Here is a 25,795-nt window from a genome sequence, read left to right as displayed (position 1 = left end):
GCCCTCGCATCCACTCTTGCAGGTTCCAATTGCTCACCTCCATTCCAATCACTGAGATGTCGCCTCGTTGCTCCACTTGCGCGATGGGGCAACTGTGCCTTCCGGTTGGCATGTCCCAGCAAGACCTCACCAAGATGGACACGCTGGTGCAGGAACGCATCCGGGTCCATAAGGGTGAGACCTTGTATCGCATGGGCGATCCCCTCACCGCGGTTTACGCCGTTCGCTTCGGCACGCTGAAGACCCATGTCACGACCGAAGACGGCCGTTCACAGATTACCGGTTTCCACCTGCCAGGCGAAATCGTCGGCCTCGACGGCCTCGGTGAGATGCAGCATGCCTCGGACGCCACCGCGCTGGAAGATACCGAGGTCTGTGTAGTCCGCCTTGGGGACCTGCAGACGCTGTCTGCAGACCTGCCTTCGCTGCAGCATCAGTTCCTGCGGCTGATGGGCAAGGAAATCACGCACGACCAGATGATGCTGGTGACACTCGGTTCGATGCGCGCCGAAGAACGCCTGGCCGCTTTCCTGATCAACCTGTCTGAGCGCCTGTCGGCGCGCGGCTACTCGTCGACCGAATTCGTGATGCGCATGAGCCGCGAGGAAATCGGCAGCTACCTGGGCCTGAAGCTGGAAACCGTCAGCCGCCTGTTCTCGCGTTTCGCTGAGGCCGGCCTGATCCAGATTCGCCAGCGCCACGTCAAGCTGGTGGATCTCGCCGGCATCAAGCAGCTCTACAGCCGTAGCTGCTGACCCTTCCCACCACCCGCCGCTTTGCGCCTGCGCCGCGCGGGGCGGCGCAGGCATCGGCATTCACTCCAACTCGTCGGTATCGCTGAGCCGCGTCGGCATCGTGTACAGCGTCAACCCGCTGGACAGCGCGCAGAAGATCCACGCTAGCAGGAAGCTCATCGTGTAGATCGATTCGCGCGACGCCTCGATCGGATGCCCGAAGAACTTCAGATCACCGGGGTCCACGACCGAGAACACCGTCGCGGTGGCGAAGCCCGCCATCAGGAACCCGGGCCACAAGACCCACATCAGCCAGCGCAACCTCATGGCTGCCTCGCTGCGCTCGGCTGAGGCCGCACCGCCTCGGCCTTCTCGACCACCAGTCCATGGCGCGCTGCGCCCTGCACCGGCACGTCAGGATGCGCCGACGCAAGCCAGATGGTGACGCCGCACGCCACCATCGCGACCAGCGGGCCGCTCATCAACAGCCACGGCCACGGCTCTTTCCACCACGGATTGCCTTGCTGATTCATCATGCCCCCTTGAGTTCTGCACCGAGCGCCTGGCGTCACAGGTCGCGCGGCACGATAAAGCTGGTGCTCTGCCGGATCTCGGCGTTGCCCTGCTCCGATCCTTCGCTGGTCACCGTCACGCTGATCTTGTGCGTACCCTGCGCCGCGTCTTCGATCGGCACGCGTATGCGGATCGGCAACAGCCGGTTCGAGGTCGGCGCCAGCGATTCGGCCTGCTTGTCATATTCGACCGTCAGGTGCTTCAGCTCGTCGCTGTCGGCTCGCACGCTGATATGCATCGGCCCCTCGGTCGTGTTGATCAGCTGCAGGCGATACACATTCTCGATCCAGCGGCCTTCGACCTCCCGGCCCAGCGCGCCGCGGTCGCGGATGATGTCCACCTTCAGCGGCGTGCGCAGCGCGATCGAAGCCACAAAGCCAGCGAGCAGCGCGACCCAGATCACGGAATAGATGATGACACGCGGACGCAGCAGGCGCTTGCGCGATGCTGCCGCGGACAGCGCCTTGCGCATGGCATTCTCCGAGGTGTATCGGATCAGCCCGCGCGGGTAGGACATCTTGTCCATGACCTGGTTGCAGGCGTCGATGCACGCGCCGCAGCCGATGCATTCATACTGCAGGCCATCGCGGATATCGATGCCGGTCGGGCACACCTGCACGCAGATGCTGCAGTTGACGCAATCGCCCAGGCCCGCCTGGCGATGGTCGGTCTTGCGCGAACGGCTGCCGCGCGGCTCGCCCCGGCCGACGTCGTAGGTCACGACGTAGGTGTCGCGGTCGACCATCACGCTCTGGAAACGCGCATACGGGCACATGTACTTGCACACCTGCTCGCGCATGAAGCCAGCGTTGCCCCAGGTGGCGAACGCATAGAACAGCATCCAGAACGTCTGCCACGGGCCCAGCGACAGGCTCGCCAGCTCGCCACCCAGCTCACGGATCGGCGCGAAGTAGCCGATGAAGGTGAAGCCGGTCCACAGCGCGATCAGTACCCACAGGAAGTGCTTGGTGGCCTTGATACGCAGTTTGCGCAGGCTCCAGGGGTCGCCGTCGAGACGGATGCGGGCGATCCGGTCGCCTTCGATCCGCCGCTCGATCCACATGAAGATCTCGGTATAGACCGTCTGTGGACAGGCGTAACCGCAGAACAGCCGCCCGGCGATCGCCGTGAACAGGAACAGCGCCAGCGCCGAGATGACCAGCAGCACGGCGAGATAGATGACATCCTGAGGCCACAACACCAGCCCGAAGATGTAGAACTTGCGTTCGCCAAGGTCGAACAGCACGGCCTGGCGTCCGTTCCACTGGAGCCAGGGCGTGCCGTAGTAGATCAGCTGCGTGAAGAGGACCAGCCAGACGCGCCAACTGGAGAAAGCGCCCGTAACGGAGCGCGGATAGATCTTGCGGCGGACCTCGTACAGCGTTTCATCCGAGGTCTCGGCAGGCGCAGCGGCCGACCGCTGGCGGTCGGCCGCCCGGGCCATTTCTTCGGTCCCGGGTGCGTTCATGGATGGTTTCTCCTGCGGGCGGCCCGCGCCCGCTCAGATGAGTCGCCTGTCATTGGCCGGCACCCCCGCCGGTATTCGACAGACCCCAGACATAGGCCGTCAGCATGCGGATCCGCTCTGGCGTCAGGATCTCTTCATGTGCCGGCATATGGTTGTTATGCCCCTTCAGGATGGCGTCGACGATGCTGCCTTCCGAACTGCCATACAGCCACACGTTATCGGACAGGTTCGGCGCGCCCAGTGCCTGGTTGCCCTTGCCGCCGGCACCGTGGCAAGCCGCGCAGGTCGACTTGAAAGTGCTCTCGCCACGCGAGGCGCGGATGGGATCCGAAGACAGCCCCGACAGCGAGCGGACATACTGCGCCACGTCGCCTGCCAGCTTGCCGTCGATGGTGGATGCGAACGGCGGCATCACGCCATTGCGGCCCTTGGCAATGGTCTGCTGGATGGTCTCGGGTTCGCCGCCATACAGCCAGTCGCCGTCCGTCAGGTTGGGAAAGCCGCGGCTGCCGCGCGCATCCGAACCATGGCATTGCGCGCAGTAGTTCAGGAACAGCCGCTGGCCAATTTCGCGCGCCTGCGGATCTCCAGCCACCTGCTTGACATCCATCTTCAGGTACTTGGCATAGATCTCGTTCTGCATCTGCTCCTGCGCGGCACGATGCGCGGCCAGTTCGCCCTGCGTCGAGAACTTCAGCACGCCTGAGTACTTGCCCAGACCCGGATACAACACGAGGTAGACCAGGCCGAAGATACAGGCCAGCAGGAACATCCACATCCACCAGCGCGGCAGCGGGTTGTTCAGTTCGCGCAGGTCGTCGTCCCAGACGTGGCCGGTGTCGTCGCCCCCGCTGGCGGTCTTGGTGATCTTGCGTTGCGAGAACAGCAGCCATACGCACCAGACGATGCCGACGAGCGCGATCGCGGCAATGTAGTAACTCCAGAAATCGGAAAAGAAATCGCTCATGGCTAGGTGTTCCGGCTCGATGTTGTCGTGGTTTCGTCAGGCAGCGCGAACGGCAGCATGGCGGATTCCCGGTTGGCGGCCTGCCGGCCGGCCGACCACGCCCACCAGCAGATGCCAAGGAAGACGACCATCGACACGACGGTCGCAATAGCGGTGATCATGGCCATGGCTTACTCCTTCGCCGGTGCAACTGCTGCAGCGGTGTCCACGCGGACATTGCGGCGGTTGGTGCCCAGAGCCTGGAGGTAAGCCACCAGCGCGTCTTCCTCGGTCTTGCCCTGGAGCTCGTCCGGCGCCTTGGCGATGTCGGCCTCGGTGTATGGCACGCCCAGCTTCGCCAGCGCCCGCATGCGCGCCTGGATATCGTTGGTCGGCAGCGCGGCCTTCTCCAGCCACGGGTAGGAAGGCATCACCGACTCGGGCACCACGTCACGCGGGTTGCGCAGGTGGATGCGTTGCCAGTCGTCCGAGTAGCGGCCGCCGACGCGTGCCAGGTCGGGACCGGTACGCTTCGAGCCCCACAGGAACGGGTGATCGTAGACGGCCTCGCCCGCGGTGGAGAAATGGCCGTAACGCTCGGTTTCGGCCTGCAGTGTCCGCACCTGCTGCGAGTGGCAGCCGACGCAGCCTTCGCGGATATAGATATCCCGGCCCATCAGCCGCAGCGGCGAATACGGCGTGATACCCGGATCCGGCTTGGTCGTGGAGTGCTGGAAGAACAGCGGCACGATCTGCACCAGACCCGCGATGCTGACCACGAGGATCGTGCAGATGATCAGCCAGCCGATGTTCTTCTCCAGCGTTTCGTGGGAAAAGAATCTTTGTTTTTCCGACATCTTTCTATCCTGGAATGATCAGTGTGCGGAGGCCGGGATGCTGGCCGGGATCGGCGCATCCACGGCACGCTTGCCGACGATGGTCTTGGCGACGTTGTAGGCCATCAGCAGCATGCCGGAGAGGAAACAGATGCCACCCAGCAAACGGATCAGGTAGAACGGGTACTTGGCCTTGACCGCTTCGACGAAGGCATAGGTCAGCGTGCCGTCAGGCTGCGTGGCGCGCCACATCAGGCCTTCCATCACGCCGGCGATCCACATCGAGGCGATATACAGCACCACGCCGATGGTCGCGATCCAGAAGTGCCATTCGATCAGGCGCACGCTGTACATCTGCTTCTCGCCGAACAGCCGCGGGATCAGGTAGTAGAGCGAACCAATCGAGATCATTGCGACCCAGCCCAGCGCGCCGGAGTGCACGTGGCCGATGGTCCAGTCCGTGTAGTGCGACAGCGCATTGACGGTCTTGATCGACATCATCGAGCCTTCGAACGTGGACATGCCATAGAACGACAGCGCCACCACCAGGAACTTCAGTATCGGGTCGGTGCGCAGCTTGTGCCAGGCGCCCGACAGGGTCATGATGCCGTTGATCATGCCGCCCCACGACGGCGCCAGCAGAATCAGCGAGAACACCATGCCGAGCGACTGCGCCCAGTCTGGCAGCGCGGTGTACTGCAGGTGGTGCGGGCCGGCCCACATGTAGGTGAAGTTCAACGCCCAGAAGTGGACGATGGACAGGCGGTATGAATAGATCGGACGCTCGGCCTGCTTGGGAATGAAGTAGTACATCATCCCGAGGAAGCTGGTGGTCAGGAAGAAGCCCACCGCGTTATGGCCATACCACCACTGGATCATTGCGTCCTGCACGCCGGCATAGGCCGAGTAGGACTTCCACAGCGACACCGGCATCTCAATGTTGTTGACGATGTGCAACAGCGCGATGGTCAGGATGTAGGCGCCGAAGAACCAGTTGGCGACATAAATATGCCGTGTCTTGCGCTTGACGATGGTGCCGAAGAACACGATCGCATAGGCCACCCAGACCGCGGTGATCAGCAGGTCGATCGGCCATTCCAGTTCGGCGTATTCCTTCGAGGAGGTAATGCCCAGCGGCAGCGTGATGGCCGCGGCGACGATAACCAGTTGCCAGCCCCAGAACGTGAACGCCGCGAGCGGGCCGCAGAACAGGCGGGCCTGGCAGGTGCGCTGGACCACGTAGTACGAGGTCGCGAACAGCGCGCTGCCGCCGAAGGCAAAGATCACCGCATTGGTATGCAGCGGCCGCAGGCGGCCGAACGACAGCCAGGGCGTGTTGAAGTTGAGTTCAGGCCAGATCAGCTGTGCTGCCAGCAGCACGCCGACGGCCATGCCGACGATCCCCCAGACTACCGTCATGACAGCGAACTGTCTTACGACGCCGTAATTGAAGGTGTCGACGCGTGAAGACGCGGCAGTGACATCCATTCAGACCCCCAAAGCTTAGAGAAGAGAAAAAACCTACTGACGTTGTGACTTTAGAAAAACCCCGCCACCGGTGTGTTGATCTTTATCAAGTCGCTCAGGACCGGCAATGAACCTCGCGGCGCGCCCCGGTCCCAGACCGATGTCATCCCAGGACATGCGCGCATCAAGGCTTGTCGTTGTCCAGCAGGATCGATTCCGCGGGCCGGTCGAGATCGTCGTACTGGCCCGCATGCAATGCCCACCACAGCGCGGCGGCGATCACGACGACGAGTACCAGGCTCATCGGCACGAGCAGGTAAAGCGTTTCCATGAGGCTCCTAGACCGACTTGCGGCCGGCGCGCAGCAGACGCCAGGCGTTGGCCACCACCAGCAGCGACGACAGTGACATGCCGATACCGGCCATCCATGCCATCACCAGCCCGGTCGCCGCCAGCGGGATCGCCACCACGTTGTAGAAAAAGGACCAGCCCAGGTTCTGCCGCACCACGCGCCGCGCCTTGCGCGACACCGCCAGCGCGGTTGCGATCTCGTCGATGCCGCCGTGTGTCAGCACGGCGTCGGCGCCGGCCTGCGCCAGCGGCGCGCCGCTGCCGATCGCGATCGAGACCTGCGCCTGCGCCAGCACCGGGGCGTCGTTGATGCCGTCGCCCACGGCCAGCACTACCGCCCCGCCCTGCTGCAGCCGCGCGACGTAGTCGCGCTTGCCCTCGGGTGTCACTTCGCCGGCGGCATGGCCGATGCCGAAGTGCTCTGCCCACCAGCGCACGGCCGCGGCGTTATCGCCGGAGACGAGGTGGCAGCGCACGCCCAGCGCACCGAGCCGCGCCAGCAGCGCGGACGTCTGCGCGCGCTCGACATCGGCCAGCACGAAGCTGGCGAGCACGCCGTCCTGTGCCGCCAGCCACACGACCGTGGCGCCGGGATGGGCCGGGCCCGCAACCGCCGGCACTGGCACGGATGAGCCGCCGCTAACGAGCCCGCGCGCGAAATCCAGCCGGCCGAGCCGCAGGCGGCGTCCGTCGACCGTGGCTTCAAGGCCCTGTCCGGGCACGTTGCGGATGCCGGTGACCGCCACGGCATGGCCCCCTCCATCGGGCACGGCCGCGAGCAGTGCGCGTGCGATGGGGTGCTCGCCGCCGCGCTCCATCGCCGCGGCCAGTGCAAGGCATTGCGCCTCGCTCAGGTCGGCCAGCGGCTGCACTGCCGCCACGGCAAAGCGTCCTTCAGTCAGCGTGCCGGTCTTGTCCAGCACCACATCGGTCACGCGCGCCAGCGTCTCCAGCGCATGGCCGCGCGTCAGCAGTACGCCGCGCCGCGACAGCGCGGCGCCCGCGGCGGCCAGCGCGGCCGGCGTGGCCAGCGACAGCGCGCACGGACAGCTGACCACCAGCACGGCGATCGTCACCAGCAGCGCGCGTGACGGATCGATCCACAGCCCCCACACCAGCCCGGTCAGCGCCGCCAGCACCAGCAGCGTCGCCACGAACCAGCCGGCGACACGGTCGGCCAGCGTGGCCAGGCGGGGCTTCTCCGCCAGTGCGCGGTCGAGCACCGCCACGATCTCGGCCAGCCGTGTGCCGGCGCCCACGCGCGACACGCGCAGCTCCAGCGGGCTGGCGGTGTTGAAGCAGCCGGCCAGCACGGTTTCACCGGCACGGCGGCGCACCGGCCGGCTTTCGCCGGTCAGCATGGACTCGTCCAGTTCGCTGGCGCCGGCGACGACGGTCCCGTCGGCGGGAACGATCTCGCCCGCCTTCACGCGGATCAGGTCGCCCTGGCGCAAACGTGCCACCGGGATGCGTTCACCCGTGGCCCCTATTCCGGCAAGCCGCTCGCAGGTGGCGGGAAGCTGGCGCGCGAGCATCTCGGCACCGCTGCGCGATGCCTGGCGCACCCGCAGTTCGAGGTAGCGCGCCAGCAGCAGGAAGGCGACGAACATCGTCACCGAATCGAAATAGACCTCGCCGATGCCGCGCACGGTGGCGAGCGCACTGGCGATAAATCCCGCGCCCACGCCGATGGCGACCGGCACGTCCATGCCCATATGGCGCTGGCGCAGGCTGCGCCAGGCGCCGCCAAAGATCGGCGATGCGGAATAGAAGACCACCGGCAACGTCAGCGCAAAACTGGCCCAGCGCATCAGCTGCAACTGGCCGGGGTCGATGGTGGCCTCGTGCGTGTAGATCGGCCATGCGTACATCATTACCTGCATCATGCCGAGCATGGCCACGGCCATGCGCATCAGCAGGCTGCGGCGCGCGCGACGGTCCTGCTGGTCGGTGCGCGAGACCTCGAACGGCCACGCCATGTAGCCGATGCCGGCGAGCGCGGCCAGCAATCCGGCCACGGACTGCGTGCCTTCGCGCCAGCGCACCACCACGCGGCGGGTGGCGACATTGGCAACCGCGGATTCCACGCCGGGCTGGCGCGTCAGGTGCTGCTCGATCAGCCAGGCGCAGGCGGCGCAGCGGATGTTCTCCGGCGCCAGCGTGATCTCGGCGCGGCCGTTGTCGAGCGGGCGCACGAACTGGGTGCGCAATTCGGGGGTGTCATAGGCGCCCCAGATCGGCTCGGCTTCGCGCCGCGCCGCGTCGTCGATCGGACGGGCAAAGCGGGCCTCGTCACCATATAGATGGGCAAATCCGGCTGCGTGGAGGGTCTGCGCCAGGGCCTGGCAGCCGCCACAGCAGAAGACCCGGCGGGCGCCGTCCAGTTCGGCAGCCAGTGGCTCGGCCTGCGCGACGGGCAGGCCGCAATGGAAGCATGCGAGTTGCGCCCCAACAGCGGCCGTGCCAGCGTTGGCGGCAGGCGCCGCGGACGCTGCATGCAAGGCCAGCACGCTGGCGGAAGGGATGGTGGCTGGGGACGACATGGGGACCTTTTTCTACCCCCTGCAGGGTATAGGGCGGTCCCGGCATCGGCCTTGATTTAGGTCAATGCGGCCCGGCTATCGTCGCGCCGGGCCGAAATACAACGCTTGCCGACGCTCAGGTGAGCGACGTGTCCATGGTGCGGCGCTCGGATTCCAGGTACTCGCGCGACTGCATCTCGATGATGCGCGACACGGTCCGGTGGAATTCGTTGGCCATCTGCCCCTCTGTGTAGAGTTCGTCCGCCGGCACTTCTGCCGACATCAGCAGCTTGACCTTGTGGTCGTAGAAGACGTCGATCAGCCAGGTAAAGCGCCGTGCTTCCGACGACATGCGCGGCGTCATGCGCGGCACGTCGGACAGGATCACGGTATGGAACTGCGAAGCCAGCTCCAGGTAATCGTTCTGCGAGCGCGGCCCGCCGCATAGCGTGGCGAAGTCGAACCACACCACGCCATTGGCCTTGCGCAGCGAGCGCAGTTCGCGGTGCTCGATATGCAGCAGCGGCGACTCGTCGGCCACGCCGGCAATCGACGTGAAGGCATCGCGCAGCGCCGAGTTCGCGCTGGCGTCGAGCGGCGTGTGGTAAGCCTGCACCTGTTCCAGTGCGCGCTTGCGGTAGTCGATGCCGGCATCGACGTTGAGCACGTCCATCTTCTGCTGGATCAGCGCGATGGCAGGCAGCACCCGGTCGCGGTGCAGGCCGTCCGTATAGAGCAGGTCCGGCCGGTAGTTGGAAGTCATCACGAACTGCACGCCGTTGTCGAACAGCTGCTGCAGCAGGCGGTGCAGGATCATCGCGTCGGCGACGTCGCTGACATGGAACTCGTCGAAACAGATCAGCCGGAACCGGCGCGCGATGCGCCTGGCCAGTTCATCCAGCGGGTCCGGGCGGCCGCGCAGCTCTTCCAGCTGGCGATGGACCTCGCGCATGAATTCGTGGAAGTGCAGCCGCGTCTTGCGCACCACCGGCACGCAGGTATAGAAGCTGTCCATCAGGAAAGACTTGCCGCGCCCCACCCCGCCCCACATGTAGACGCCCTTGGGCACGTCGGGACGGACCAGCAGCTTCTTCAGCGCGTTGTTGCGGCGGCTCTTGTAGGCCACCCATTCGTCGTAGCACTGCTGCAGCCGCGCCACGGCACGCAACTGCGCCTCGTCGGATGTGTAGCCGCGCTCCTTCAGTTCCTTTTTGTAGTACTCAGTGACGTTCATGCTGGGGGCTCACGCGGCACGCGCCGCAAGTGAAAACGGCGCGCCGCTGGTGCGGCGCGCCGGTACTCAAACAATGCGAGGCATGCGCCTTACATATTGAGTTGACGCTTGTCGACAGCCAGCGCGGCTTCACGCATGACTTCCGACATCGACGGGTGCGGATGGCAGACGCGGCCGATATCTTCGCTGGCGGCCTTGAACTCCATCGCCACCACGGCTTCGGCGATCAGGTCCGACGCGTTGGCAGCCACGATGTGCACGCCCAGGATCTCGTCGGTCTTGGCGTCGGCCAGCATCTTGACGAAGCCATCGGCGTGACCCATGCCCAGCGCACGGCCGTTGGCCATGAACGGGAACTGGCCAGCCTTGAACTCGCGGCCTTCTGCCTTGAGCTGGGCTTCGGTCTTGCCGACCCATGCGATTTCCGGGAAGGTGTAGATCACCCACGGCACGCAGTTGTAGTCGATATGCGGCTTCTGGCCGGCGATGCGCTCGGCCACGGCCACGCCTTCGTCCTCGGCCTTGTGCGCCAGCATCGGGCCGCGCACCACGTCGCCGATGGCCCACAGGCCCGGCACCTTGGTGGCGCAGTGGTCGTCCACCTCGATGAAACCGCGCTGGTCGGCGGCCAGGCCGACAGCATCCAGGCCCAGGTTGTCGGTGTTGGGCACGCGGCCGACCGACACGATCAGGCGATCGACTTCCAGGGTCTGGGCGGCGCCGTCCTTGTCGGTGTACTTGACGGTGACGCCGTTCTTGCCGGTGGTCACTTCGCTCACGTTCACGCCGAGGCTGAACTTCAGGCCTTGCTTGGTCAGCTGCTTCTGGGCTTCCTTGGCCACGCCTTCGTCGGCGGCGCCCAGGAACGCGGGCAGCGCTTCCAGCACGGTCACGTCCGAGCCCAGGCGGCGCCACACCGAACCCAGCTCCAGGCCGATCACGCCGGCGCCGATCACGCCCAGCTTCTTCGGCACTGCGGGGAACTTGAGCGCACCCTCGTTATCGCTGACCAGGTCGTTGTCGACCTTGATGCCCGGCAGGTGGCGGGCCTTCGAACCGGTGGCGATGATGACCTGCTTGGCGGTCACGACTTCACCGGCGATCTCGACCTGGAAGCCCTCGGCGGTCTTGCCGACGAACTTGCCGTAGCCCTTGAGCAGCGTCACCTTGTTCTTGCGGAACAGGAACTCGATGCCCTTGGTCATCTTGCCGACGATATCGTCCTTGCGCTTGAGCATCTTGGACACGTCGACCTTGACGTCGCCCACGGTGATGCCGTGGTCCGCCAGGTGGTGCTGGGCGTTCTCGAATTCTTCCGAGGAAGCCAGCAGTGCCTTTGACGGGATGCAGCCCACGTTCAGGCAGGTGCCGCCCAGGCGCGGCTCGTTCTTGGGATCGTCGTAGGCGTTGCCTTCGCAGCAGGCCACGTTCAGGCCGAGCTGGCCGGCGCGGATCGCGGCGATATAGCCGCCGGGGCCGGCGCCGATCACCAGCACGTCGAATTGTTTGCTCATGGGGATTCCTTTGTGGCACCGGCAGCGTGTGCCGGCGCGCGATCAACTCTGGAGATGCGCACCGCGCGCGCCGGCATGAACCAACGCGCGCAGGGGGGACCGTCGATTACAGGTCCAGCAGCAGGCGGGCCGGATCTTCCAGCGCGTCCTTCATGGCGACCAGGCCCAGCACGGCTTCGCGGCCGTCGATGATGCGGTGGTCGTAGGACATGGCCAGGTAGTTCATCGGGCGGATCACGATCTGGCCGTCTTCCACCACCGGGCGATCCTTGGTGGCGTGCACGCCCAGGATGGCCGATTGCGGCGGGTTGATGATCGGGGTCGACAGCATCGAACCGAACACGCCACCGTTGGAGATCGAGAAGGTCCCGCCGCTCAGCTCGTCCAGCGACAGCTTGCCGTCACGGGCCTTCACGCCAAACTCGGCGATCTTCTTCTCGATGTCGGCCAGGCTCATCTGGTCGGCATTGCGCAGGATGGGCACCACCAGGCCGCGCGGCGAGCCCACGGCGATACCGATGTCGAAATAGCCGTGGTAGACGATGTCGTTGCCGTCGATCGAGGCATTGATCAGCGGGAACTTCTTCAGCGCGTGCACCGCGGCCTTGACGAAGAACGACATGAAGCCCAGCTTCACGCCGTGTTCCTTCTCGAAGCGGTCCTTGTACTTGTTGCGCAGGTCCATCACCGGCTTCATATTGACTTCATTGAAGGTGGTGAGGATGGCGTTGGTGGCTTGCGACTGCAGCAGGCGCTCGGCGATACGGGCGCGCAGGCGGCTCATCGGCACGCGCTCTTCCGGGCGGTCGCCCAGTGCGGCGAAGTCGACCGGAGCCGAAACCTGCTGCAGCGCCGGCTTGGCGGCGGCCGGAGCCGGGGCGGCCTTGGCGGCCGGAGCAGCAGCAGCAGCCAGCGCGTCACCCTTGGTGATGCGGCCGTCCTTGCCGGTGCCGGCAACCTGGCCAGCCGACAGGCCGGCTTCGGCCATCAGCTTGGCAGCAGACGGCATGGCCACGCCGCCTGCGGCGGCAGGAGCGGCAGCAGCAGCAGCAGCCGGTGCCGGGGCAGCGGCGGCGGGCGCCGGAGCGGCAGCAGCCGGGGCGGCGGCACCAGCAGTGGCTTCGGTATCGATCTTGGCGATGATTTCATCGGCCACGACGGTATCGCCGTCGTTCTTGACGATGATCGACAGGACGCCTGCCGACGGGGCCGGCACTTCCAGCACGACCTTGTCGGTTTCGATCTCGATCAGGATCTCGTCCTGGGCAACGGCTTCGCCAGGCTTCTTCTTCCAGTTGAGCATGGTCGCTTCGGCGACCGATTCGGACAGCTGCGGAACCTTGACGTCAACAATAGCCATGGTTGTGAATTCCTCGTGTTATGCGTGTTGTCTTTATATCGGCAAGCCACGGCGCAACTGCGCGCGTCGCCGTGGCTGCCTCTGATTACTTGGTCAGAACAAAGCCCTTGAGCTTGGCGAAGGCAGCTTCCAGCAGAGCCTTCTGTTGCTCGTTGTGCTTTGCGTAGTAGCCCACCGCCGGCGAAGCCGAGGCGGGACGACCGGCATAACCGAGCTTCTGGCCATCCGTCATGTTTTCCATGATGTAGTGCTGCACGAAGAACCAGGCACCCTGGTTCTGCGGCTCGTCCTGGCACCACACGATCTCGGTGGCGTTCGGATATTTCTTCAGTTCCGCGGCAACAGCCTTGTGCGGGAACGGATACAGCTGTTCCAGGCGGATAATCGCGGTGTCGTTGGCCTCGCGTTCCTTGCGCGTGTTGACCAGGTCGTAGTAGACCTTGCCCGAGCACATGATGACGCGCTTGACCTTGCTGGCGTTCAGTTCTTCCTGGTCGGCAATCACGGTCTCGAAGTGGCCCTTGGCCAGTTCAGACAGCGACGACACGGCGTCCTTGTTACGCAGCAGCGACTTCGGCGTCATGATCACCAGCGGCTTGCGGAACAGGCGGATCATCTGGCGGCGCAGCAGGTGGAAGATCTGGGCCGGCGTGGTCGGCTGGCAGACCTGCATGTTGTGGTCCGCGCAGAGCTGCAGAAAACGTTCGATACGAGCCGAGCTGTGCTCCGGACCCTGGCCTTCGTAGCCGTGCGGCAGCATCAGGGTCAGGCCCGAGGCGCGGCCCCACTTCACTTCACCCGACGAGATGAACTGGTCGATCACCACCTGGGCGCCGTTGACGAAGTCGCCGAACTGGGCTTCCCAGATCACCAGCGCGTTCGGCTCGGCTGCGGAGTAGCCGTATTCGAAGCCGAGCACGGCTTCTTCCGACAGCACCGAGTCGATCACCGTGAACGGTGCCTGGTTTTCCGACACGTTCTGCAGCGGCACGTACGAGCCGGCATCCCAGCGCTCGCGCGCCTGGTCGTGCAGCACGGCGTGGCGGTGGGTAAAGGTGCCGCGGCCGGCGTCCTGGCCGGTGATGCGCACCGGGTAGCCCGAGGACACCAGCGAGGCGAAGGCCAGGTGCTCACCCATGCCCCAGTCCAGCGGCTGGTCGCCACGGCCCATGTTGGCGCGGTCCTTGACGACCTTCTCCACCAGCGGGTGCAGCTTCAGCGTCTCAGGCGTGGTGGTGATGCGCTCGGCCAGGCGCTTCAGTTCGGTCACCGGCACCGCGGTGTCGGCGGCGTCGGTCCACTTGCGGTTCAGGAACGGCATCCAGTCCACCGCGAACTTGTTCTTGAAGTTCGACAGGACGGGGTCGGCGGTGTGCTTGCCGGCGTCCATCGCAGCGCGGTATTCCTTGACCTTCTCGTCGCCAAACTCGGCCGGGACCAGCTTCTGCGCGGCCAGCTTCTCGGCGTACACCTTGCGCGTGCCGGGGTGCTGGCTGATCTTCTTGTACATCAGCGGCTGCGTGACCGCCGGGGTATCCTGCTCGTTGTGGCCCAGCTTGCGGAAGCAGATGATGTCGACCACGACGTCCTTGTTGAATTCCATGCGGAAATCAACCGCCAGCTGCATGGCGTACACCACGGCTTCGGGATCGTCGCCGTTCACGTGCAGCACCGGGGCCTCGATCATCTTGACCACGTCCGTGCAGTACAGCGTCGAGCGGGCGTCGCGCGGGTCGGAGGTGGTGAAGCCGATCTGGTTGTTGATGACGATGTGCATCGTGCCGCCCGTGCCGTAGCCGCGGGTCTGCGCGAGATTCAGCGTCTCCATGACCACGCCCTGGCCGGCAAAGGCGGCGTCGCCGTGCACCTGCACCGGCAGCACTTCCTTGTGGCCGACTTCGCCGCGGCGTTCCTGGCGGGCCTTGGCCGAGCCTTCCACCACCGGGTTGACGATTTCCAGGTGCGACGGGTTGAACGCCAGCGACAGGTGCACCGGGCCGCCTTCGGTCGAGACATCGCTCGAGAAGCCCTTGTGGTACTTGACGTCACCGGCCGGCAGGTCGTCGACGTGCTTGCCTTCGAATTCGGCGAACAGATCGGCCGGCATCTTGCCCAGCGTGTTGACCAGCACGTTCAGGCGGCCGCGGTGGGCCATGCCGATCACGATTTCCTGCACACCCTTGGTACCGGCGCGCTGGATCAGTTCGTCCATCGCGGCGATGAAGCTTTCGCCGCCTTCCAGCGAGAAGCGCTTCTGGCCGACGTACTTGGTGTGGAGGAAGCGCTCCAGGCCTTCGGCCGCGGTCAGGCGGTCGAGGATGTGCTTCTTCTTCTCCAGCGTGAAGACCGGCTTGGAACGCGTGGTTTCCAGGCGCTCCTGCCACCAGCGCTTCTGCGCCTGGTCGCTCACGTACATGAATTCGGCGCCGATGGTGCCGCAGTAGGTTTCGCGCAGGTTGTTCAGCAGCTCGCGCAGGCTCATCGACTCCTTGCCAAAGTACGTATTGCTGGCATTAAAGACGATGTCGAGGTCAGCTTCGGAAAAACCGTAGAACGCGGGGTCCAGATCCGGCAGGGGCGGACGCTCCTGGCGCTTGAGCGGGTCCAGGTCGGCCCAGTGCGAACCGATGTTGCGGTAGGCGGCGATCAGCTGGGTGGCAGCGACGCGCTTGCGGCCCATGTCGGAATCGGCCGAGGCAACGATGGTCTTGATGGGGCCTGCTTTGGCGCGCTCGGCGAACGAGGCAACGATGGGAGCGTGGGCGACATCCCGGCCGTTCGTGCCGTCGACGGCAGGAACGTTCTGCATGGCGTCGAAGTAAGAACGCCAGTTGTCGGGAACCGAGGCGGGATTCTGGAGGTAGGCTTCGTACAGTTCTTCGACATACGGGGCGTTACCGCCGAAGAGGTACGAACTGCTCTGGTACTGCTGCATCATGGGACGCTCACTATTCTCCGGGTATGCCGGAGTTCAGCGGGTTATTCAACCTTCCGCGACACGGCTTGACCGGTTAGCGGATTGCAAACAACTCTTGGGAGCCCAACTGAGGACCCTGCGCAAACGGCGCCACCGGGGTGCCGCATGTGCTGGCTTCCTCACAAGGCCCGAAAGGGCAAGTTGTGCGGGGAAGGACCTAAGTCTTCACGGCGGTAAGAATAGCATGTTTGCCTGAACGGGATGTGGACTTTTCGCGATGCGGAACTTCATCGCACGACAACTCGCATCGCCATCGGCGTTTTAGCAACAGCCACACAACAATCAGACGTGCGGCTCTATCTTGTCGACGGCATCGGTGATCAGCCCGTCCAGCCCCCAGCCCAGCAGTTGCGCGGCCTTCGCCGGGTCGTTCACGGTATAGCTGAGGACGCGGTAGCCGGCCGCGTGCGCGGACGCAATGACGCCCTCGTCCAGCTCTCGGTAATTCGCATCGAGTGCCACGCAGCCGAGCCGGCGCAACCGCTCGAGCCAGTCGGCCGGCAGCTTGTCGAGCAGCAGCGCTCGCGGCAGGTCTGGCGCCACGCGTGCTGCCGCAGTCAGTGTCTCTTCCGAGAACGACGACAGCAGCGGCGGCACCGCAGCGCCAGCCCACAGCGCCGCGGCATCTAGCGCGACCGCCGCGCCGGTGCGCGCTTCGGTGCCGGGCACCGGCTTGATCTCGATATTGGCCAGGAAGCCGTTGGCCTGCGTATAGCGGGCGATGGCGGCCAGCGTCGGCACCGGCTCTCCGGCCCAGGCCGGGCCGTGCCAGCTGCCGGCATCGAGCAGCGCCAACTCGCCAAGCGTCAGCGCATCGACCCTGCCCTTGCCGCTGGTGGTGCGGTCGAGCGTCGCGTCGTGCATCAGCACCGGCTTGTCGTCGGCAGTCAGCTTGACGTCGAACTCGAACATCCGGTACCCAAAGGCGGCGCCGTGGCGGAACGCGGCGAGCGTGTTCTCGGGCGCCAGCTTGCCCGCGCCGCGATGCGCGATATGGCGCGGGTACGGCCAGGACTGGGTGTCTGCGATGGCTGGCATGTCAGGCCTCGATGCGCTTGCCGGTATCCGGCGCGAAGAAATGGAGGTGGTCAGGCGACGAGGTCACAGGCAGGCGGTCGCCTGCGCTCACGCGCGCATGGCTCTCCAGCCGCACCACCACCGGCTGGCCGCCGAGCGAACCATAGGCGAACGAGTCGGCGCCGAGCGCCTCCACCACGCGCACATCGACCTCGGCGATGGCCTCGTGCGCGGCGCACGGCTCGATATGTTCCGGCCGCAGTCCCAGCAACGCCTGTTCGGGCAGGTGCAGTCCCATCGGCAGGTGGCCGAGCGTGGCGGGAGCGCTGTCGGCGCCCTCCTTCGCCACCACCCGCATCTGCGCGCCACCATTGCCCGCGCCGTTGCGAACCACCGGGATCAGGTTCATCGGCGGCGAACCGATAAAGCCCGCAACAAAGGTGCTGGCCGGCTTCGAATAGACTTGCAGCGGCGTGCCGATCTGCTCCACGCGGCCCGCGTTGAGCACCATCATGCGGTCGGCCAGCGTCATCGCCTCGACCTGGTCGTGGGTCACGTACAGGCTGGTGGTGCCGAGGCGGCGATGCAGGTCCTTCAGTTCCAGCCGCATCTGCACGCGCAGCTTGGCGTCGAGGTTGGACAGCGGCTCGTCGAACAGGAACACCGCCGGCTCGCGCACGATGGCACGGCCCATGGCCACGCGCTGGCGCTGCCCGCCCGACAGCTGGCGCGGCTTGCGGTCCAGCAGCGGCGACAGCTCCAGGATGCCGGCGGCATGCTCCACGCGCTGCTGGATCTCGGCCTTGGCCATGCCGCGGATCTTCAGGCCGTAGGCCATGTTGTCGTACACGCTCATGTGCGGGTAGAGCGCGTAGTTCTGGAACACCATGGCGATGTCCCGCTCGGCCGGCTCCAGGTTGTTGACGATCTTGTCGCCGATATGGATCTCGCCCCCGGTGATGGTTTCCAGCCCCGCCACCATGCGCAGCAGCGTTGACTTGCCGCAGCCCGAAGGGCCGACGATGACGATGAACTCGCCGTCGGCGATTTCCATGTCGATGCCGTGCACCACCTGGGTACCGCCGGCGTAGGTTTTCTGAACGTTGCGAAGCGACAGTTTTGCCATTGCTGTTGTCCTGCGCGCGCGCGGGTGGCGCGCCACGCCTTGTTGTTCCGCTTATTTTTCGGTTTCGACCAGGCCCTTGACGAACCACTTCTGCATCAGCACCACCACCACCGCGGGCGGGATCATCGCCAGCATCACCGTGGCCATCACCAGGTTCCAGTCGGTGGCGGCATCGCCCGAGCGCGAGATCATCTGCGTCACGCCCACCACCACCGGCGTCATCGACTTCTGCGTGGTGATCAGCAGCGGCCACAGGTACTGGTTCCAGCCGTAGATGAACTGGATCACGAACAGCGCGGCGATGCTGGTGCGCGACAGCGGCAGCACCACGTCCCAGAAAAAGCGCAGTGGCCCCGCGCCGTCGATGCGCGCGGCTTCCGCCAGTTCATCGGGAATGGTCAGGAAGAACTGGCGGAACAGGAAGGTCGCGGTCGCCGACGCGATGATCGGAATGGTCAACCCGAAGTAGCTGTCGAGCAGCCCAAGGTCCGACACGACCTTGTAGGTCGGCAGGATCCGCACCTCGACCGGCAGCATCAGCGTGATGAAGATCAGCCAGAAGAAGGTCTTGCGCAGCGGGAACTTGAAATAGACGATGGCAAAGGCCGAGATGATCGAGATCGCGATCTTGCCCAGCGCAATGCCGAGCGCCATGATCAGGCTGTTCTTCATCATGGTCGAGACCGGCGATGCGGCCTCGCCCACGCCCTGGAACAGCACGGTGCGATAGTTCTCGATCAGGTGGCTGCCCGGGATCAGCGTCATCGGCGCGTCCAGCACTTCTTCCGCAGTCAGCGTCGACGCGACGAAGGTCAGGTACACCGGGAACACCACCACCACGATGCCGAGAATCAGCACCGCGTGGGTCAGGAAATCAAGGAAAGGACGTCGTTCTACCATGGCTGCCTCCGTCAGTACTGGACCTTGCGTTCCACGTAGCGGAACTGCACCACGGTCAGCGCGATCACGATCACCATCAGCACCACCGACTGCGCGGCCGAGCCACCAATATCCATGCCGCGGAAGCCGTCATGGAAAACCTTGTACACCAGCGTGTTGGTCGAGTTGAACGGGCCGCCATGCGTGACCGCGTCGATGATGGCGAAGGTATCGAAGAAGGCGTAGACCACGTTGATCACCATCAGGAAAAAAGTGGTCGGCGACAGCAGCGGGAAGATGATCGACCAGAAGCGGCGCCACGGCCCGGCGCCGTCGATGGCCGCGGCCTCGATCAGCGAGCGCGGGATGCTCTGCAGCCCGGCCAGGAAGAACAGGAAGTTGTAGCTGATCTGCTTCCATGCCGCGGCCAGCACCACCAGCAGCAGCGCCTGGTTGCCGTTGAGCAGGAAATTCCATTCCACGCCCATCTTGCGCAGTGCGTACGAGACCACGCCCAGCGTCGGGTTGAACATGAACATCCACAGCACGCCCGCCACCGCCGGCGCGACCGCATACGGCCAGATCAGCAAGGTCTTGTAGCCGACCGCGGCGCGGATCACGCGATCGGCAAAATAGGCCAGCGCCAGCGCGGTGGTCAGGCCCACCACGGTGACGCCGATGGCGAAGATCGCAGTGGTCTGGAATGACTCCACATACAGCGGGTCGTTCCACAGCATGCGGAAGTTATCGAGGCCAACAAACTCCAGGTTGATGCCGAAGGCATCCTGTTGCAGCATCGATTGATACAGCGCCTGCCCCGCGGGCAGGAAAAAGAAGATCAGCGTGATCGCGATCTGCGGCAAGACCAGCAGATACGGCAGCCACGGCGAGCGGAAAACAACGCGTTTTTCCATGAACGGATTCCGGCGGATGCCGCGGGTCGCGGCATCGTTCCAGGTACGGCCGGATGCGGCCGGCCACAATGCAAGCGGGCGGAGGTTTCGCCGCCGCCCGCCCTTTCCTATCAGCTTGCTGTCAGCCCGCGCTTATTCGCGCGCGGTCTTCTGGAAGCGCTCCAGCAGATCGTTGCCACGGGCCACAGCCGAGTCCAGCGCTGCCTTGGGCTCCTTCTTGCCGGCCCAGACGGCTTCCAGTTCCTCGTCCACCACGGTACGGATCTGCACCATGTTGCCCAGGCGCACGCCGCGCGACTTGTCGGTGGTCTTGACCACCATCTGCTGCACCGACACATCGGCACCCGGGTTTTTGTCGTAGTAGCCGGACTTCTTGGTCATCTCGTAGGCGGCCATCGTTACCGGCAGATAGCCGGTGGCCTGGTGCCAGTCCGACTGGATCTCCGGACGCGACAGGAAGTTGAAGAACTTGGCCACGCCCTTGTACTCGTCCGGCTTCTTGCCGCCCATCACCCACAGCGAAGCGCCGCCGATGATGGTGTTCTGCGGGGCGCCCTGCACGTCCGGGTAGTACGGCAGCTGGGCCACCGCGAACGCGAACTTGGCGTTCTTGCGGATATTGGCCAGCGAGGCCGACGAGCCGGTAAACATCGCGCACTCGCCGTTATAGAACTTGGCCTGCGATTCCGCCTTGCGGCCGCCATAGCTGAAGTAGCCCTTCTTCACCATGTCCTGCAGGTTGGTGATGTGCTTGACGTGCAGCGGGCTGTTGAAGACCAGGCGCGTGTCGGTGCCGCCGAAGCCGTTATTCTTGGTGGCATACAGCGTGTTGTGCCAGGCCGAGAAGCTTTCCAGGTGGACCCAGCCCTGCCAGTCGGTGGTGTACGCGCAGTTGCTGCCCGATGCCTTCAGCTTGGCCGAGTACTGCATCACCTCCGGCCAGGTCTTGGGCGCCTTCTCCGGGTCCAGGCCGGCCTTCTTGAAGGCATCTTTGTTGTAGTAGAAGACCGTGGTCGAACTGTTGAACGGGAACGACAGCATCTCGCCCTTGGACGAGGTGTAGTAACCCGCCACTGCCGGGATGTAGGCCTTCTGGTCGAATTTCTCGCCGGCGTCCTTCATGACCGTCGACACCGGCTTGATCGCGCCCTTGGCGCTCATCATGGTGGCGGTGCCGACTTCGAACACTTGCAGGATGGCCGGCGCGCCGCCGGCACGGAAGGCGGCGATGCCGGCCGCCATGGTTTCGTCGTAGTTGCCCTTGTTAACTGGCACCACCTTGTAGTCGGACTGGCTGGCGTTGAACTTGTTGGCGATCTCGTTCACCTTGTCGTTCAGGGCGCCTTGCATGGCGTGCCACCACTGGATTTCAACGGCGGCCTGCGCGCTGCCGGCCCCGGTCAGGGCGGCAAGCACGGCAAGTTTGAGCGCGGTACGGGATACGGACATCGATGCTCTCCTTGGTCTGTCTGTTTTGTGCGGTAGGAAAAGTCCGACCGCATGTGATTCTTTTGTGACAGCGGCATGTTACGCCGGTCGCACCCGGGCAAGCAAATCAGCAACTTCACGGATCTCCGCCGTTTTGCGGTGCAATAAGCGAGTTAGCCGACGAAGACGGCAGGACGACGGTTACAATGGCCCGCCATGCAATCCCTGAACAAGCTCTCTAATTCCGTGCTGCAGCGCGTGCGCGGCGTGCTGACCGATATCGACGGCACGCTGACGACCGACGGGCGGCTGCCCGCTTCCACTTATCTGGCGCTGGACGGCCTGCGCCAGGCTGGCCTGCACGTCATCCCGGTAACGGGGCGCTGCATTGCGTGGGCCGAGATCCTGACCCGGCTGTGGCCGGTGGACGCGATCATCGGCGAGAACGGTGCCTTCTATTCGCACCTGCGCGATGGCCGGCTGCATACCCGCTTCCTGGACGATGCGGCCACCCGGACGCGCAACCTCGAGCGCATCGATGCGCTTGGCCAGCGCATCCTGCTTGAGGTGCCGGGCTGCGCGCTGGCGTCGGACCAGGCCTGGCACGCCGCCGACCTGGCGATCGATCATGCCGAAGACGTGCCGCCACTGCCGCAGGAAGCGGTGGCACGCATTGCCGCCTTGATGCGCGAGGCCGGCATGACTGCCACGGTCAGCTCCATCCATGTCAACGGCTGGTTCGGAGAGCATGACAAGCTCTCGATGAGCAAGCTGTGCGTGGCGGAACTGCTCGGAGAAGATCTGGATGCTTGCCGCGATGAATGGCTGTTTATCGGCGATTCAGCCAACGATGCCAGCATGTTCGCGCATTTTCCGCTGTCGGTCGGAGTGGCCAATGTGCGGGATATCCTGCCGCAGTTGCCGGTGCCGCCGGCCTTCATCACTGCGGCGGCGGGTGGCGAAGGTTTCGCCGAGATGGCGCAGCGGCTGGTGCAGGCGCGCGGCTGAGATCTGGCAAGGCAAAAAGCAAAACGGCCGGGCACATGCCCGGCCGTTTTTTTCCGCTCTGCCCGCTCAGTCGAATCCCAATTCCTGCAGCTTGCGCGTAATGGTATTTCGCCCGATGCCCAGTCGCGTCGCGGCCTCGACCCTACGCCCGCGTGTGACACCCAGCGCGGCCTCCAGCACCGCCTTCTCGAACCGGCGTGTCAGCACATCCATGACCTCCGGCTGCCCGGCCTCGAGCATGGCGCGCGCTTCGCCGGCCAGCAGGTGCTCCCAGCCGGCGGCAGTGCCGGCCGGCGCGGCGCTGACAGCCGGCGCCGGCCGCACCACGGTCGCCGTATCCGCCTCCGCCACCGGCATGGCAAAGCCGCCGTAGTCGGCCAGCTCATGACCGGCTTCGTACTCGGCGGCACGCGCCTCGACCACGCGCTCGGGCCGCGGCGCATTGATCGGCTCGCTGACGCCAGCCTCCAGCATTTCGCGCGGCAGGTCCTTGACCTCGATGGTCTGCGCCGGTGCCATCACCGTCAGCCAGTTGCACAGGTTCTCGAGCTGGCGCACGTTGCCGGGGAACGGCAGCGTGCTGACATAGGCCAGCGCCTCGTCCGACATGCGCTTGGGCTCGACGCCCAGTTCCTTGGCGCTCTTCTGCAGGAAATGGCGCGCCAGCAGCGTGATGTCCTCGGGCCGTTCGCGCAGCGGCGGCAAGCGCAGCCGGATCACGTTCAGGCGGTGGAACAAGTCCTCGCGGAACAGGCCTTCCTTGACGCGCAGCTCCAGGTTCTGGTGCGTCGCGGCGATGACCCGCACATTGGCGCGCAACGGGTTGTGGCCGCCGACGCGATAGAAGTTGCCGTCGGACAGCACGCGCAGCAGGCGGGTCTGCAAATCGAACGGCATGTCGCCGATTTCATCGAGGAACAGCGTGCCGCCCTCGGCCTGTTCGAAGCGGCCGCGGCGCATGGTCTGCGCACCGGTGAAGGCGCCGCGCTCGTGGCCGAACAGTTCGGATTCGAGCAGGTCCTTGGGAATGGCCGCGGTATTGAGCGCGATGAACGGGCCGTTGGCACGCGGGCTGTGCTTGTGAAGCGCGCGCGCAACCAGTTCCTTGCCGGTGCCCGACTCGCCGGTGATCATCACCGTGACATTCGACTGCGACAGCCGCCCGATGGCGCGGAACACATCCTGCATCGCCGGCGCCTGGCCGAGGATCTCCGGCGCATCGACCAGCCGGTCGTCCATCTCCTCTTCGCGCAGGCTTTCTTCGAGCGCACGGCGGATCAGCTCGACCGCCTTGTCGACATCGAACGGCTTGGCCAGGTATTCGAAGGCGCCGCCCTGGAACGCCGCCACGGCGCTGTCCAGGTCCGAGTAGGCGGTCATCACGATGACCGGCAGCCCCGGGTGCCGCGCCTTGATGGCCTGCAGCAGATCCAGCCCGGAGCCGCCGGGCATGCGGATATCGGAAATCAGCACCTGCGGCTGGTCTTCTTCCAGCGCGGCCAGCACGTCTCGCACATTGGTGAAGCTGCGCGAGAGCAGGCTTTCACGGGCAAGGGCCTTTTCCAGGACCCAGCGGATTGATTGATCGTCGTCGACTATCCAGATCGGCTTCATGTGCGTCGCTTGTCTGCTCGGTGTCATTTGGTCTTCCACATACCCGGCACTGCGGCGCGATCGCTCGCGGACAGCTAGTGCAACGGCAGCAGGATGCGGAAGTCGGTACAGCCCGGCCGGCTCTCGCATTCGATCAAGCCCTCGTGCTGCTGCACGAAGGTTTGAGCGAGTGTGAGACCGAGACCGCTGCCGCCATCCCTACCCGATACCAGCGGATAGAAAATGCGCTCGCGAATGTCTTCGGGGATTCCCGGGCCGTTGTCGATCACATGCAAGTCCAATGCCAGCTTGAACAGGCGCTTGGCGATGGTGACCTGGCGCGCCACGCGCGTGCGCAGCACGATCTGCGCATCGCCGCGCGCAATGCGGTCGGCCAGCGCCTGCGCGGCGTTGTGCACGATGTTGAGCACCGCCTGGATCAGCTGCTCCATGTCGCCCTGCAGCTCGGGCAGGCTGGCATCGTAGTCGCGCACGATATCGAGCCCGTTCGGGAATTCGGCCAGCACCACCGAGCGCACGCGCTCCAGCACCTCGTGGATATTCAGGCTCGATACGATATGCGGATGGCGGTGCGGCTCCAGCAGCCGGTCCACCAGCGTCTGCAGCCGGTCCGACTCCTTGATGATGACCTGCGTGTATTCGCGCAGCGAGCGCTCCGGCAGCTCGAACTCCAGCAGCTGCGCGGCGCCGCGGATGCCGCCAAGCGGGTTCTTGATCTCGTGCGCCAGGTTGCGGATCAGTTCCTTGTTGGCCGAGGTCAGGTCGAGGATGCGCTCCTCGCGGTCGCTGCGCACCTTCTGCTCGTTGGGGAGGATTTCCACCACCACGGTGTCGCCGGACGCTTCCAATGCGGCGATCACTACGTGCGCATGGATGGGTTCCTGCAGCGGCGGGTGCAGCACCAGGTCCTGCCGGCGCACGTCGAACTGGCGCGCGACCACGGTGTCGAGCATGCTGTGCAGCTCGTCCGAGTGGCCGAACAGGTCCGGCAGCGACAGCTCCACCATGCCCCGGCGCGACACGCCGAAGGTCGCCTCGGCGGCGGGGTTGGCGTAGACCACGCGCAGGCCGGGCTGCCGCACCAGCAGCACCGGGTTGGCCACCACGTCGAGGCCGGCATGGAAGGCCACCACGCCCATGGGCAACACCTGGGCGCTGCCGCCCGATTGCACGAGGTCCGGCGCGGCGGTCTCGCCACGGGCGCTGTCGGCACCACCGACCTTGCGCGACACACCTCGAATCAGGCGACGCATAAGACTTAATCCTTCAGGTTGCCAAGCTCGCGCCGCAGCGATGCCGCGTTGGCCTCGCTGCGCGCGATGTCGTCGCGCAGCGCCGCGGTGCGATCCAGGTATTTCTGATAGTTGCGCTCATTGCCCTGGCGCTCGGGCTGGCCGTTGTTGTATTCGGCGCGCAGCGCCTGCAGCTTGGCCTCTTCGCTCTGCAGTTCCTGCGTGAGCACGGTACGGCGCTCGCTGTCGCGGCTGCGCTGCGTGGCACTGTCCACGCGCGGGAAGCTGGCGTTGCCGGCCGTGGCAGCACCGCCCTTGGCCGCCGCCGGCGCCGGCGCGCTTCGCCCGCCCGGCACGGTCACCACATCGGGCAGGCTCAGCTTCTTGCATCCCTTGCCGGCGCTGCCGTTGCGATACTCGGGTACGCCGTTGGGTCCGGTGCAAACGTAGACGTCGGAAGACGACTGCGCCTGCGACAGCCCGGCCCAGGCACCCAGTGTCAATGCCACGGCACTCACCAGAACAGGGAATCGAACACGAAATTGGTGCGGCGACGCGGCCCGGCTGGCCTTGCGCGAAGAAGCGTCCATGGACA

At 65.2% G+C, this 25,795-nt stretch carries 23 protein-coding genes; 2 read left to right on the top strand and 21 right to left on the bottom strand.

The window, feature by feature from the left end:
• Nucleotides 1-29: 29 nt before the first annotated feature.
• The gene (gene fnr, locus ACAD63_RS07200) at nt 30-755 is read left to right on the top strand and encodes a fumarate/nitrate reduction transcriptional regulator Fnr (protein ID WP_063238060.1); all 726 of its coding nucleotides are present in this window, start codon (nt 30-32) and stop codon (nt 753-755) included.
• Between the two features lie 60 nt (nt 756-815).
• Here fnr and ACAD63_RS07195 read toward each other — a convergent pair whose 3' ends face one another.
• The 18 genes from ACAD63_RS07195 to ugpB all read right to left on the bottom strand — a co-directional run bounded on the left by ACAD63_RS07195 (nt 816) and on the right by ugpB (nt 21,367).
• Complete coding sequence (locus ACAD63_RS07195) at nt 816-1,061, bottom strand: hypothetical protein (RefSeq protein ID WP_029046193.1); 246 nt, start codon at nt 1,059-1,061, stop codon at nt 816-818.
• Nucleotides 1,058-1,267, bottom strand: a complete 210-nt coding sequence (locus tag ACAD63_RS07190; RefSeq protein ID WP_135706288.1) for a hypothetical protein — start codon at nt 1,265-1,267, stop codon at nt 1,058-1,060. Before ACAD63_RS07190 ends, ACAD63_RS07195 begins: the two co-directional genes overlap by 4 nt.
• A 35-nt stretch (nt 1,268-1,302) precedes the next feature.
• Nucleotides 1,303-2,775 carry a cytochrome c oxidase accessory protein CcoG gene (gene ccoG, locus ACAD63_RS07185; protein ID WP_133096494.1) on the bottom strand — a complete coding sequence of 491 codons (1,473 nt, stop codon included), beginning with the start codon at nt 2,773-2,775 and terminating at the stop codon, nt 1,303-1,305.
• A gap of 49 nt (nt 2,776-2,824) precedes the next feature.
• The gene (ccoP, locus tag ACAD63_RS07180) at nt 2,825-3,742 is read right to left on the bottom strand and encodes a cytochrome-c oxidase, cbb3-type subunit III (protein ID WP_133096495.1); all 918 of its coding nucleotides are present in this window, start codon (nt 3,740-3,742) and stop codon (nt 2,825-2,827) included.
• A gap of 2 nt (nt 3,743-3,744) precedes the next feature.
• Nucleotides 3,745-3,909, bottom strand: coding sequence for a cbb3-type cytochrome oxidase subunit 3 (locus ACAD63_RS07175; RefSeq protein ID WP_010809472.1), 165 nt, complete (start codon nt 3,907-3,909; stop codon nt 3,745-3,747).
• 3 nt (nt 3,910-3,912) lie between these two features.
• Nucleotides 3,913-4,578 carry a cytochrome-c oxidase, cbb3-type subunit II gene (ccoO, locus tag ACAD63_RS07170; RefSeq protein WP_135705490.1) on the bottom strand — a complete coding sequence of 222 codons (666 nt, stop codon included), beginning with the start codon at nt 4,576-4,578 and terminating at the stop codon, nt 3,913-3,915.
• Nucleotides 4,579-4,596: 18 nt separating this feature from the next.
• A complete protein-coding gene (gene ccoN / locus ACAD63_RS07165; RefSeq protein WP_133096497.1) occupies nt 4,597-6,045 on the bottom strand; it encodes a cytochrome-c oxidase, cbb3-type subunit I in 1,449 nt (482 codons plus the stop codon).
• 163 nt (nt 6,046-6,208) lie between these two features.
• Entirely contained in the window at nt 6,209-6,355 is a 147-nt protein-coding gene (gene ccoS / locus ACAD63_RS07160; protein WP_063238066.1) for a cbb3-type cytochrome oxidase assembly protein CcoS, read from the bottom strand.
• A gap of 7 nt (nt 6,356-6,362) precedes the next feature.
• Nucleotides 6,363-8,918, bottom strand: coding sequence for a heavy metal translocating P-type ATPase (locus ACAD63_RS07155; RefSeq protein ID WP_133096498.1), 2,556 nt, complete (start codon nt 8,916-8,918; stop codon nt 6,363-6,365).
• A 115-nt stretch (nt 8,919-9,033) separates the two neighbouring features.
• Nucleotides 9,034-10,131, bottom strand: coding sequence for a cell division protein ZapE (zapE, locus tag ACAD63_RS07150; protein WP_133096499.1), 1,098 nt, complete (start codon nt 10,129-10,131; stop codon nt 9,034-9,036).
• Nucleotides 10,132-10,220: 89 nt separating this feature from the next.
• On the bottom strand, nt 10,221-11,645 hold the full coding sequence (lpdA, locus tag ACAD63_RS07145; protein WP_133096500.1) for a dihydrolipoyl dehydrogenase: 1,425 nt from the start codon (nt 11,643-11,645) through the stop codon (nt 10,221-10,223).
• A 106-nt stretch (nt 11,646-11,751) separates the two neighbouring features.
• Entirely contained in the window at nt 11,752-13,005 is a 1,254-nt protein-coding gene (gene odhB / locus ACAD63_RS07140; protein WP_135705491.1) for a 2-oxoglutarate dehydrogenase complex dihydrolipoyllysine-residue succinyltransferase, read from the bottom strand.
• A gap of 85 nt (nt 13,006-13,090) precedes the next feature.
• Nucleotides 13,091-15,943 carry a 2-oxoglutarate dehydrogenase E1 component gene (locus ACAD63_RS07135; RefSeq protein ID WP_195427491.1) on the bottom strand — a complete coding sequence of 951 codons (2,853 nt, stop codon included), beginning with the start codon at nt 15,941-15,943 and terminating at the stop codon, nt 13,091-13,093.
• A gap of 321 nt (nt 15,944-16,264) precedes the next feature.
• Entirely contained in the window at nt 16,265-17,020 is a 756-nt protein-coding gene (gene ugpQ, locus ACAD63_RS07130) for a glycerophosphodiester phosphodiesterase (protein ID WP_434033641.1), read from the bottom strand.
• Nucleotide 17,021: 1 nt separating this feature from the next.
• Nucleotides 17,022-18,125 carry a sn-glycerol-3-phosphate import ATP-binding protein UgpC gene (locus ACAD63_RS07125; RefSeq protein WP_133096504.1) on the bottom strand — a complete coding sequence of 368 codons (1,104 nt, stop codon included), beginning with the start codon at nt 18,123-18,125 and terminating at the stop codon, nt 17,022-17,024.
• 51 nt (nt 18,126-18,176) lie between these two features.
• Entirely contained in the window at nt 18,177-19,025 is an 849-nt protein-coding gene (gene ugpE / locus ACAD63_RS07120) for a sn-glycerol-3-phosphate ABC transporter permease UgpE (protein ID WP_133096505.1), read from the bottom strand.
• A gap of 11 nt (nt 19,026-19,036) precedes the next feature.
• Nucleotides 19,037-19,918 carry a sn-glycerol-3-phosphate ABC transporter permease UgpA gene (ugpA, locus tag ACAD63_RS07115; RefSeq protein WP_029046178.1) on the bottom strand — a complete coding sequence of 294 codons (882 nt, stop codon included), beginning with the start codon at nt 19,916-19,918 and terminating at the stop codon, nt 19,037-19,039.
• Between the two features lie 132 nt (nt 19,919-20,050).
• Nucleotides 20,051-21,367 carry a sn-glycerol-3-phosphate ABC transporter substrate-binding protein UgpB gene (gene ugpB / locus ACAD63_RS07110; RefSeq protein ID WP_434033640.1) on the bottom strand — a complete coding sequence of 439 codons (1,317 nt, stop codon included), beginning with the start codon at nt 21,365-21,367 and terminating at the stop codon, nt 20,051-20,053.
• Nucleotides 21,368-21,562: 195 nt separating this feature from the next.
• On the opposite strand from ugpB, the gene ACAD63_RS07105 reads away from it, so the two are divergent.
• Nucleotides 21,563-22,354 (top strand): HAD-IIB family hydrolase, encoded by a 792-nt coding sequence (locus ACAD63_RS07105; protein ID WP_434033639.1) that lies wholly within the window; start codon nt 21,563-21,565, stop codon nt 22,352-22,354.
• A gap of 66 nt (nt 22,355-22,420) precedes the next feature.
• Here ACAD63_RS07105 and ntrC read toward each other — a convergent pair whose 3' ends face one another.
• From ntrC to ACAD63_RS07090, 3 genes are all read right to left on the bottom strand, one after another.
• Nucleotides 22,421-23,968 (bottom strand): nitrogen regulation protein NR(I), encoded by a 1,548-nt coding sequence (gene ntrC, locus ACAD63_RS07100; RefSeq protein ID WP_133096508.1) that lies wholly within the window; start codon nt 23,966-23,968, stop codon nt 22,421-22,423.
• A gap of 74 nt (nt 23,969-24,042) precedes the next feature.
• Nucleotides 24,043-25,221, bottom strand: coding sequence for a nitrogen regulation protein NR(II) (gene glnL, locus ACAD63_RS07095; RefSeq protein ID WP_133096509.1), 1,179 nt, complete (start codon nt 25,219-25,221; stop codon nt 24,043-24,045).
• A gap of 5 nt (nt 25,222-25,226) precedes the next feature.
• The gene (locus ACAD63_RS07090; RefSeq protein ID WP_133096510.1) at nt 25,227-25,790 is read right to left on the bottom strand and encodes a DUF4124 domain-containing protein; all 564 of its coding nucleotides are present in this window, start codon (nt 25,788-25,790) and stop codon (nt 25,227-25,229) included.
• Nucleotides 25,791-25,795: the final 5 nt, after the last annotated feature.

Origin of the sequence: Cupriavidus sp. a3 (assembly GCF_051015765.1) — a bacterium.
GTDB lineage: Bacteria > Pseudomonadota > Gammaproteobacteria > Burkholderiales > Burkholderiaceae > Cupriavidus > Cupriavidus oxalaticus_A.
The sequence above is the reverse complement of the archived record's forward strand: the minus strand, read 5'-3'. Positions and strand labels throughout refer to the sequence as shown.

Coding starts and splice junctions, on each gene's coding strand:
- ACAD63_RS07195 (WP_029046193.1), bottom strand. CDS start 1,061: ATGAGGTTGCGCTGGCTGATGTGGGTCTTGTGGCCCGGGTTCCTGATG.
- ACAD63_RS07190 (WP_135706288.1), bottom strand. CDS start 1,267: ATGAATCAGCAAGGCAATCCGTGGTGGAAAGAGCCGTGGCCGTGGCTG.
- ccoG (WP_133096494.1), bottom strand. CDS start 2,775: ATGAACGCACCCGGGACCGAAGAAATGGCCCGGGCGGCCGACCGCCAG.
- ccoP (WP_133096495.1), bottom strand. CDS start 3,742: ATGAGCGATTTCTTTTCCGATTTCTGGAGTTACTACATTGCCGCGATC.
- ACAD63_RS07175 (WP_010809472.1), bottom strand. CDS start 3,909: ATGGCCATGATCACCGCTATTGCGACCGTCGTGTCGATGGTCGTCTTC.
- ccoO (WP_135705490.1), bottom strand. CDS start 4,578: ATGTCGGAAAAACAAAGATTCTTTTCCCACGAAACGCTGGAGAAGAAC.
- ccoN (WP_133096497.1), bottom strand. CDS start 6,045: ATGGATGTCACTGCCGCGTCTTCACGCGTCGACACCTTCAATTACGGC.
- ccoS (WP_063238066.1), bottom strand. CDS start 6,355: ATGGAAACGCTTTACCTGCTCGTGCCGATGAGCCTGGTACTCGTCGTC.
- ACAD63_RS07155 (WP_133096498.1), bottom strand. CDS start 8,918: ATGTCGTCCCCAGCCACCATCCCTTCCGCCAGCGTGCTGGCCTTGCAT.
- zapE (WP_133096499.1), bottom strand. CDS start 10,131: ATGAACGTCACTGAGTACTACAAAAAGGAACTGAAGGAGCGCGGCTAC.
- lpdA (WP_133096500.1), bottom strand. CDS start 11,645: ATGAGCAAACAATTCGACGTGCTGGTGATCGGCGCCGGCCCCGGCGGC.
- odhB (WP_135705491.1), bottom strand. CDS start 13,005: ATGGCTATTGTTGACGTCAAGGTTCCGCAGCTGTCCGAATCGGTCGCC.
- ACAD63_RS07135 (WP_195427491.1), bottom strand. CDS start 15,943: ATGATGCAGCAGTACCAGAGCAGTTCGTACCTCTTCGGCGGTAACGCC.
- ugpQ (WP_434033641.1), bottom strand. CDS start 17,020: ATGCCAGCCATCGCAGACACCCAGTCCTGGCCGTACCCGCGCCATATC.
- ACAD63_RS07125 (WP_133096504.1), bottom strand. CDS start 18,125: ATGGCAAAACTGTCGCTTCGCAACGTTCAGAAAACCTACGCCGGCGGT.
- ugpE (WP_133096505.1), bottom strand. CDS start 19,025: ATGGTAGAACGACGTCCTTTCCTTGATTTCCTGACCCACGCGGTGCTG.
- ugpA (WP_029046178.1), bottom strand. CDS start 19,918: ATGGAAAAACGCGTTGTTTTCCGCTCGCCGTGGCTGCCGTATCTGCTG.
- ugpB (WP_434033640.1), bottom strand. CDS start 21,367: ATGTCCGTATCCCGTACCGCGCTCAAACTTGCCGTGCTTGCCGCCCTG.
- ACAD63_RS07105 (WP_434033639.1), top strand. CDS start 21,563: ATGCAATCCCTGAACAAGCTCTCTAATTCCGTGCTGCAGCGCGTGCGC.
- ntrC (WP_133096508.1), bottom strand. CDS start 23,968: ATGAAGCCGATCTGGATAGTCGACGACGATCAATCAATCCGCTGGGTC.
- glnL (WP_133096509.1), bottom strand. CDS start 25,221: ATGCGTCGCCTGATTCGAGGTGTGTCGCGCAAGGTCGGTGGTGCCGAC.
- ACAD63_RS07090 (WP_133096510.1), bottom strand. CDS start 25,790: ATGGACGCTTCTTCGCGCAAGGCCAGCCGGGCCGCGTCGCCGCACCAA.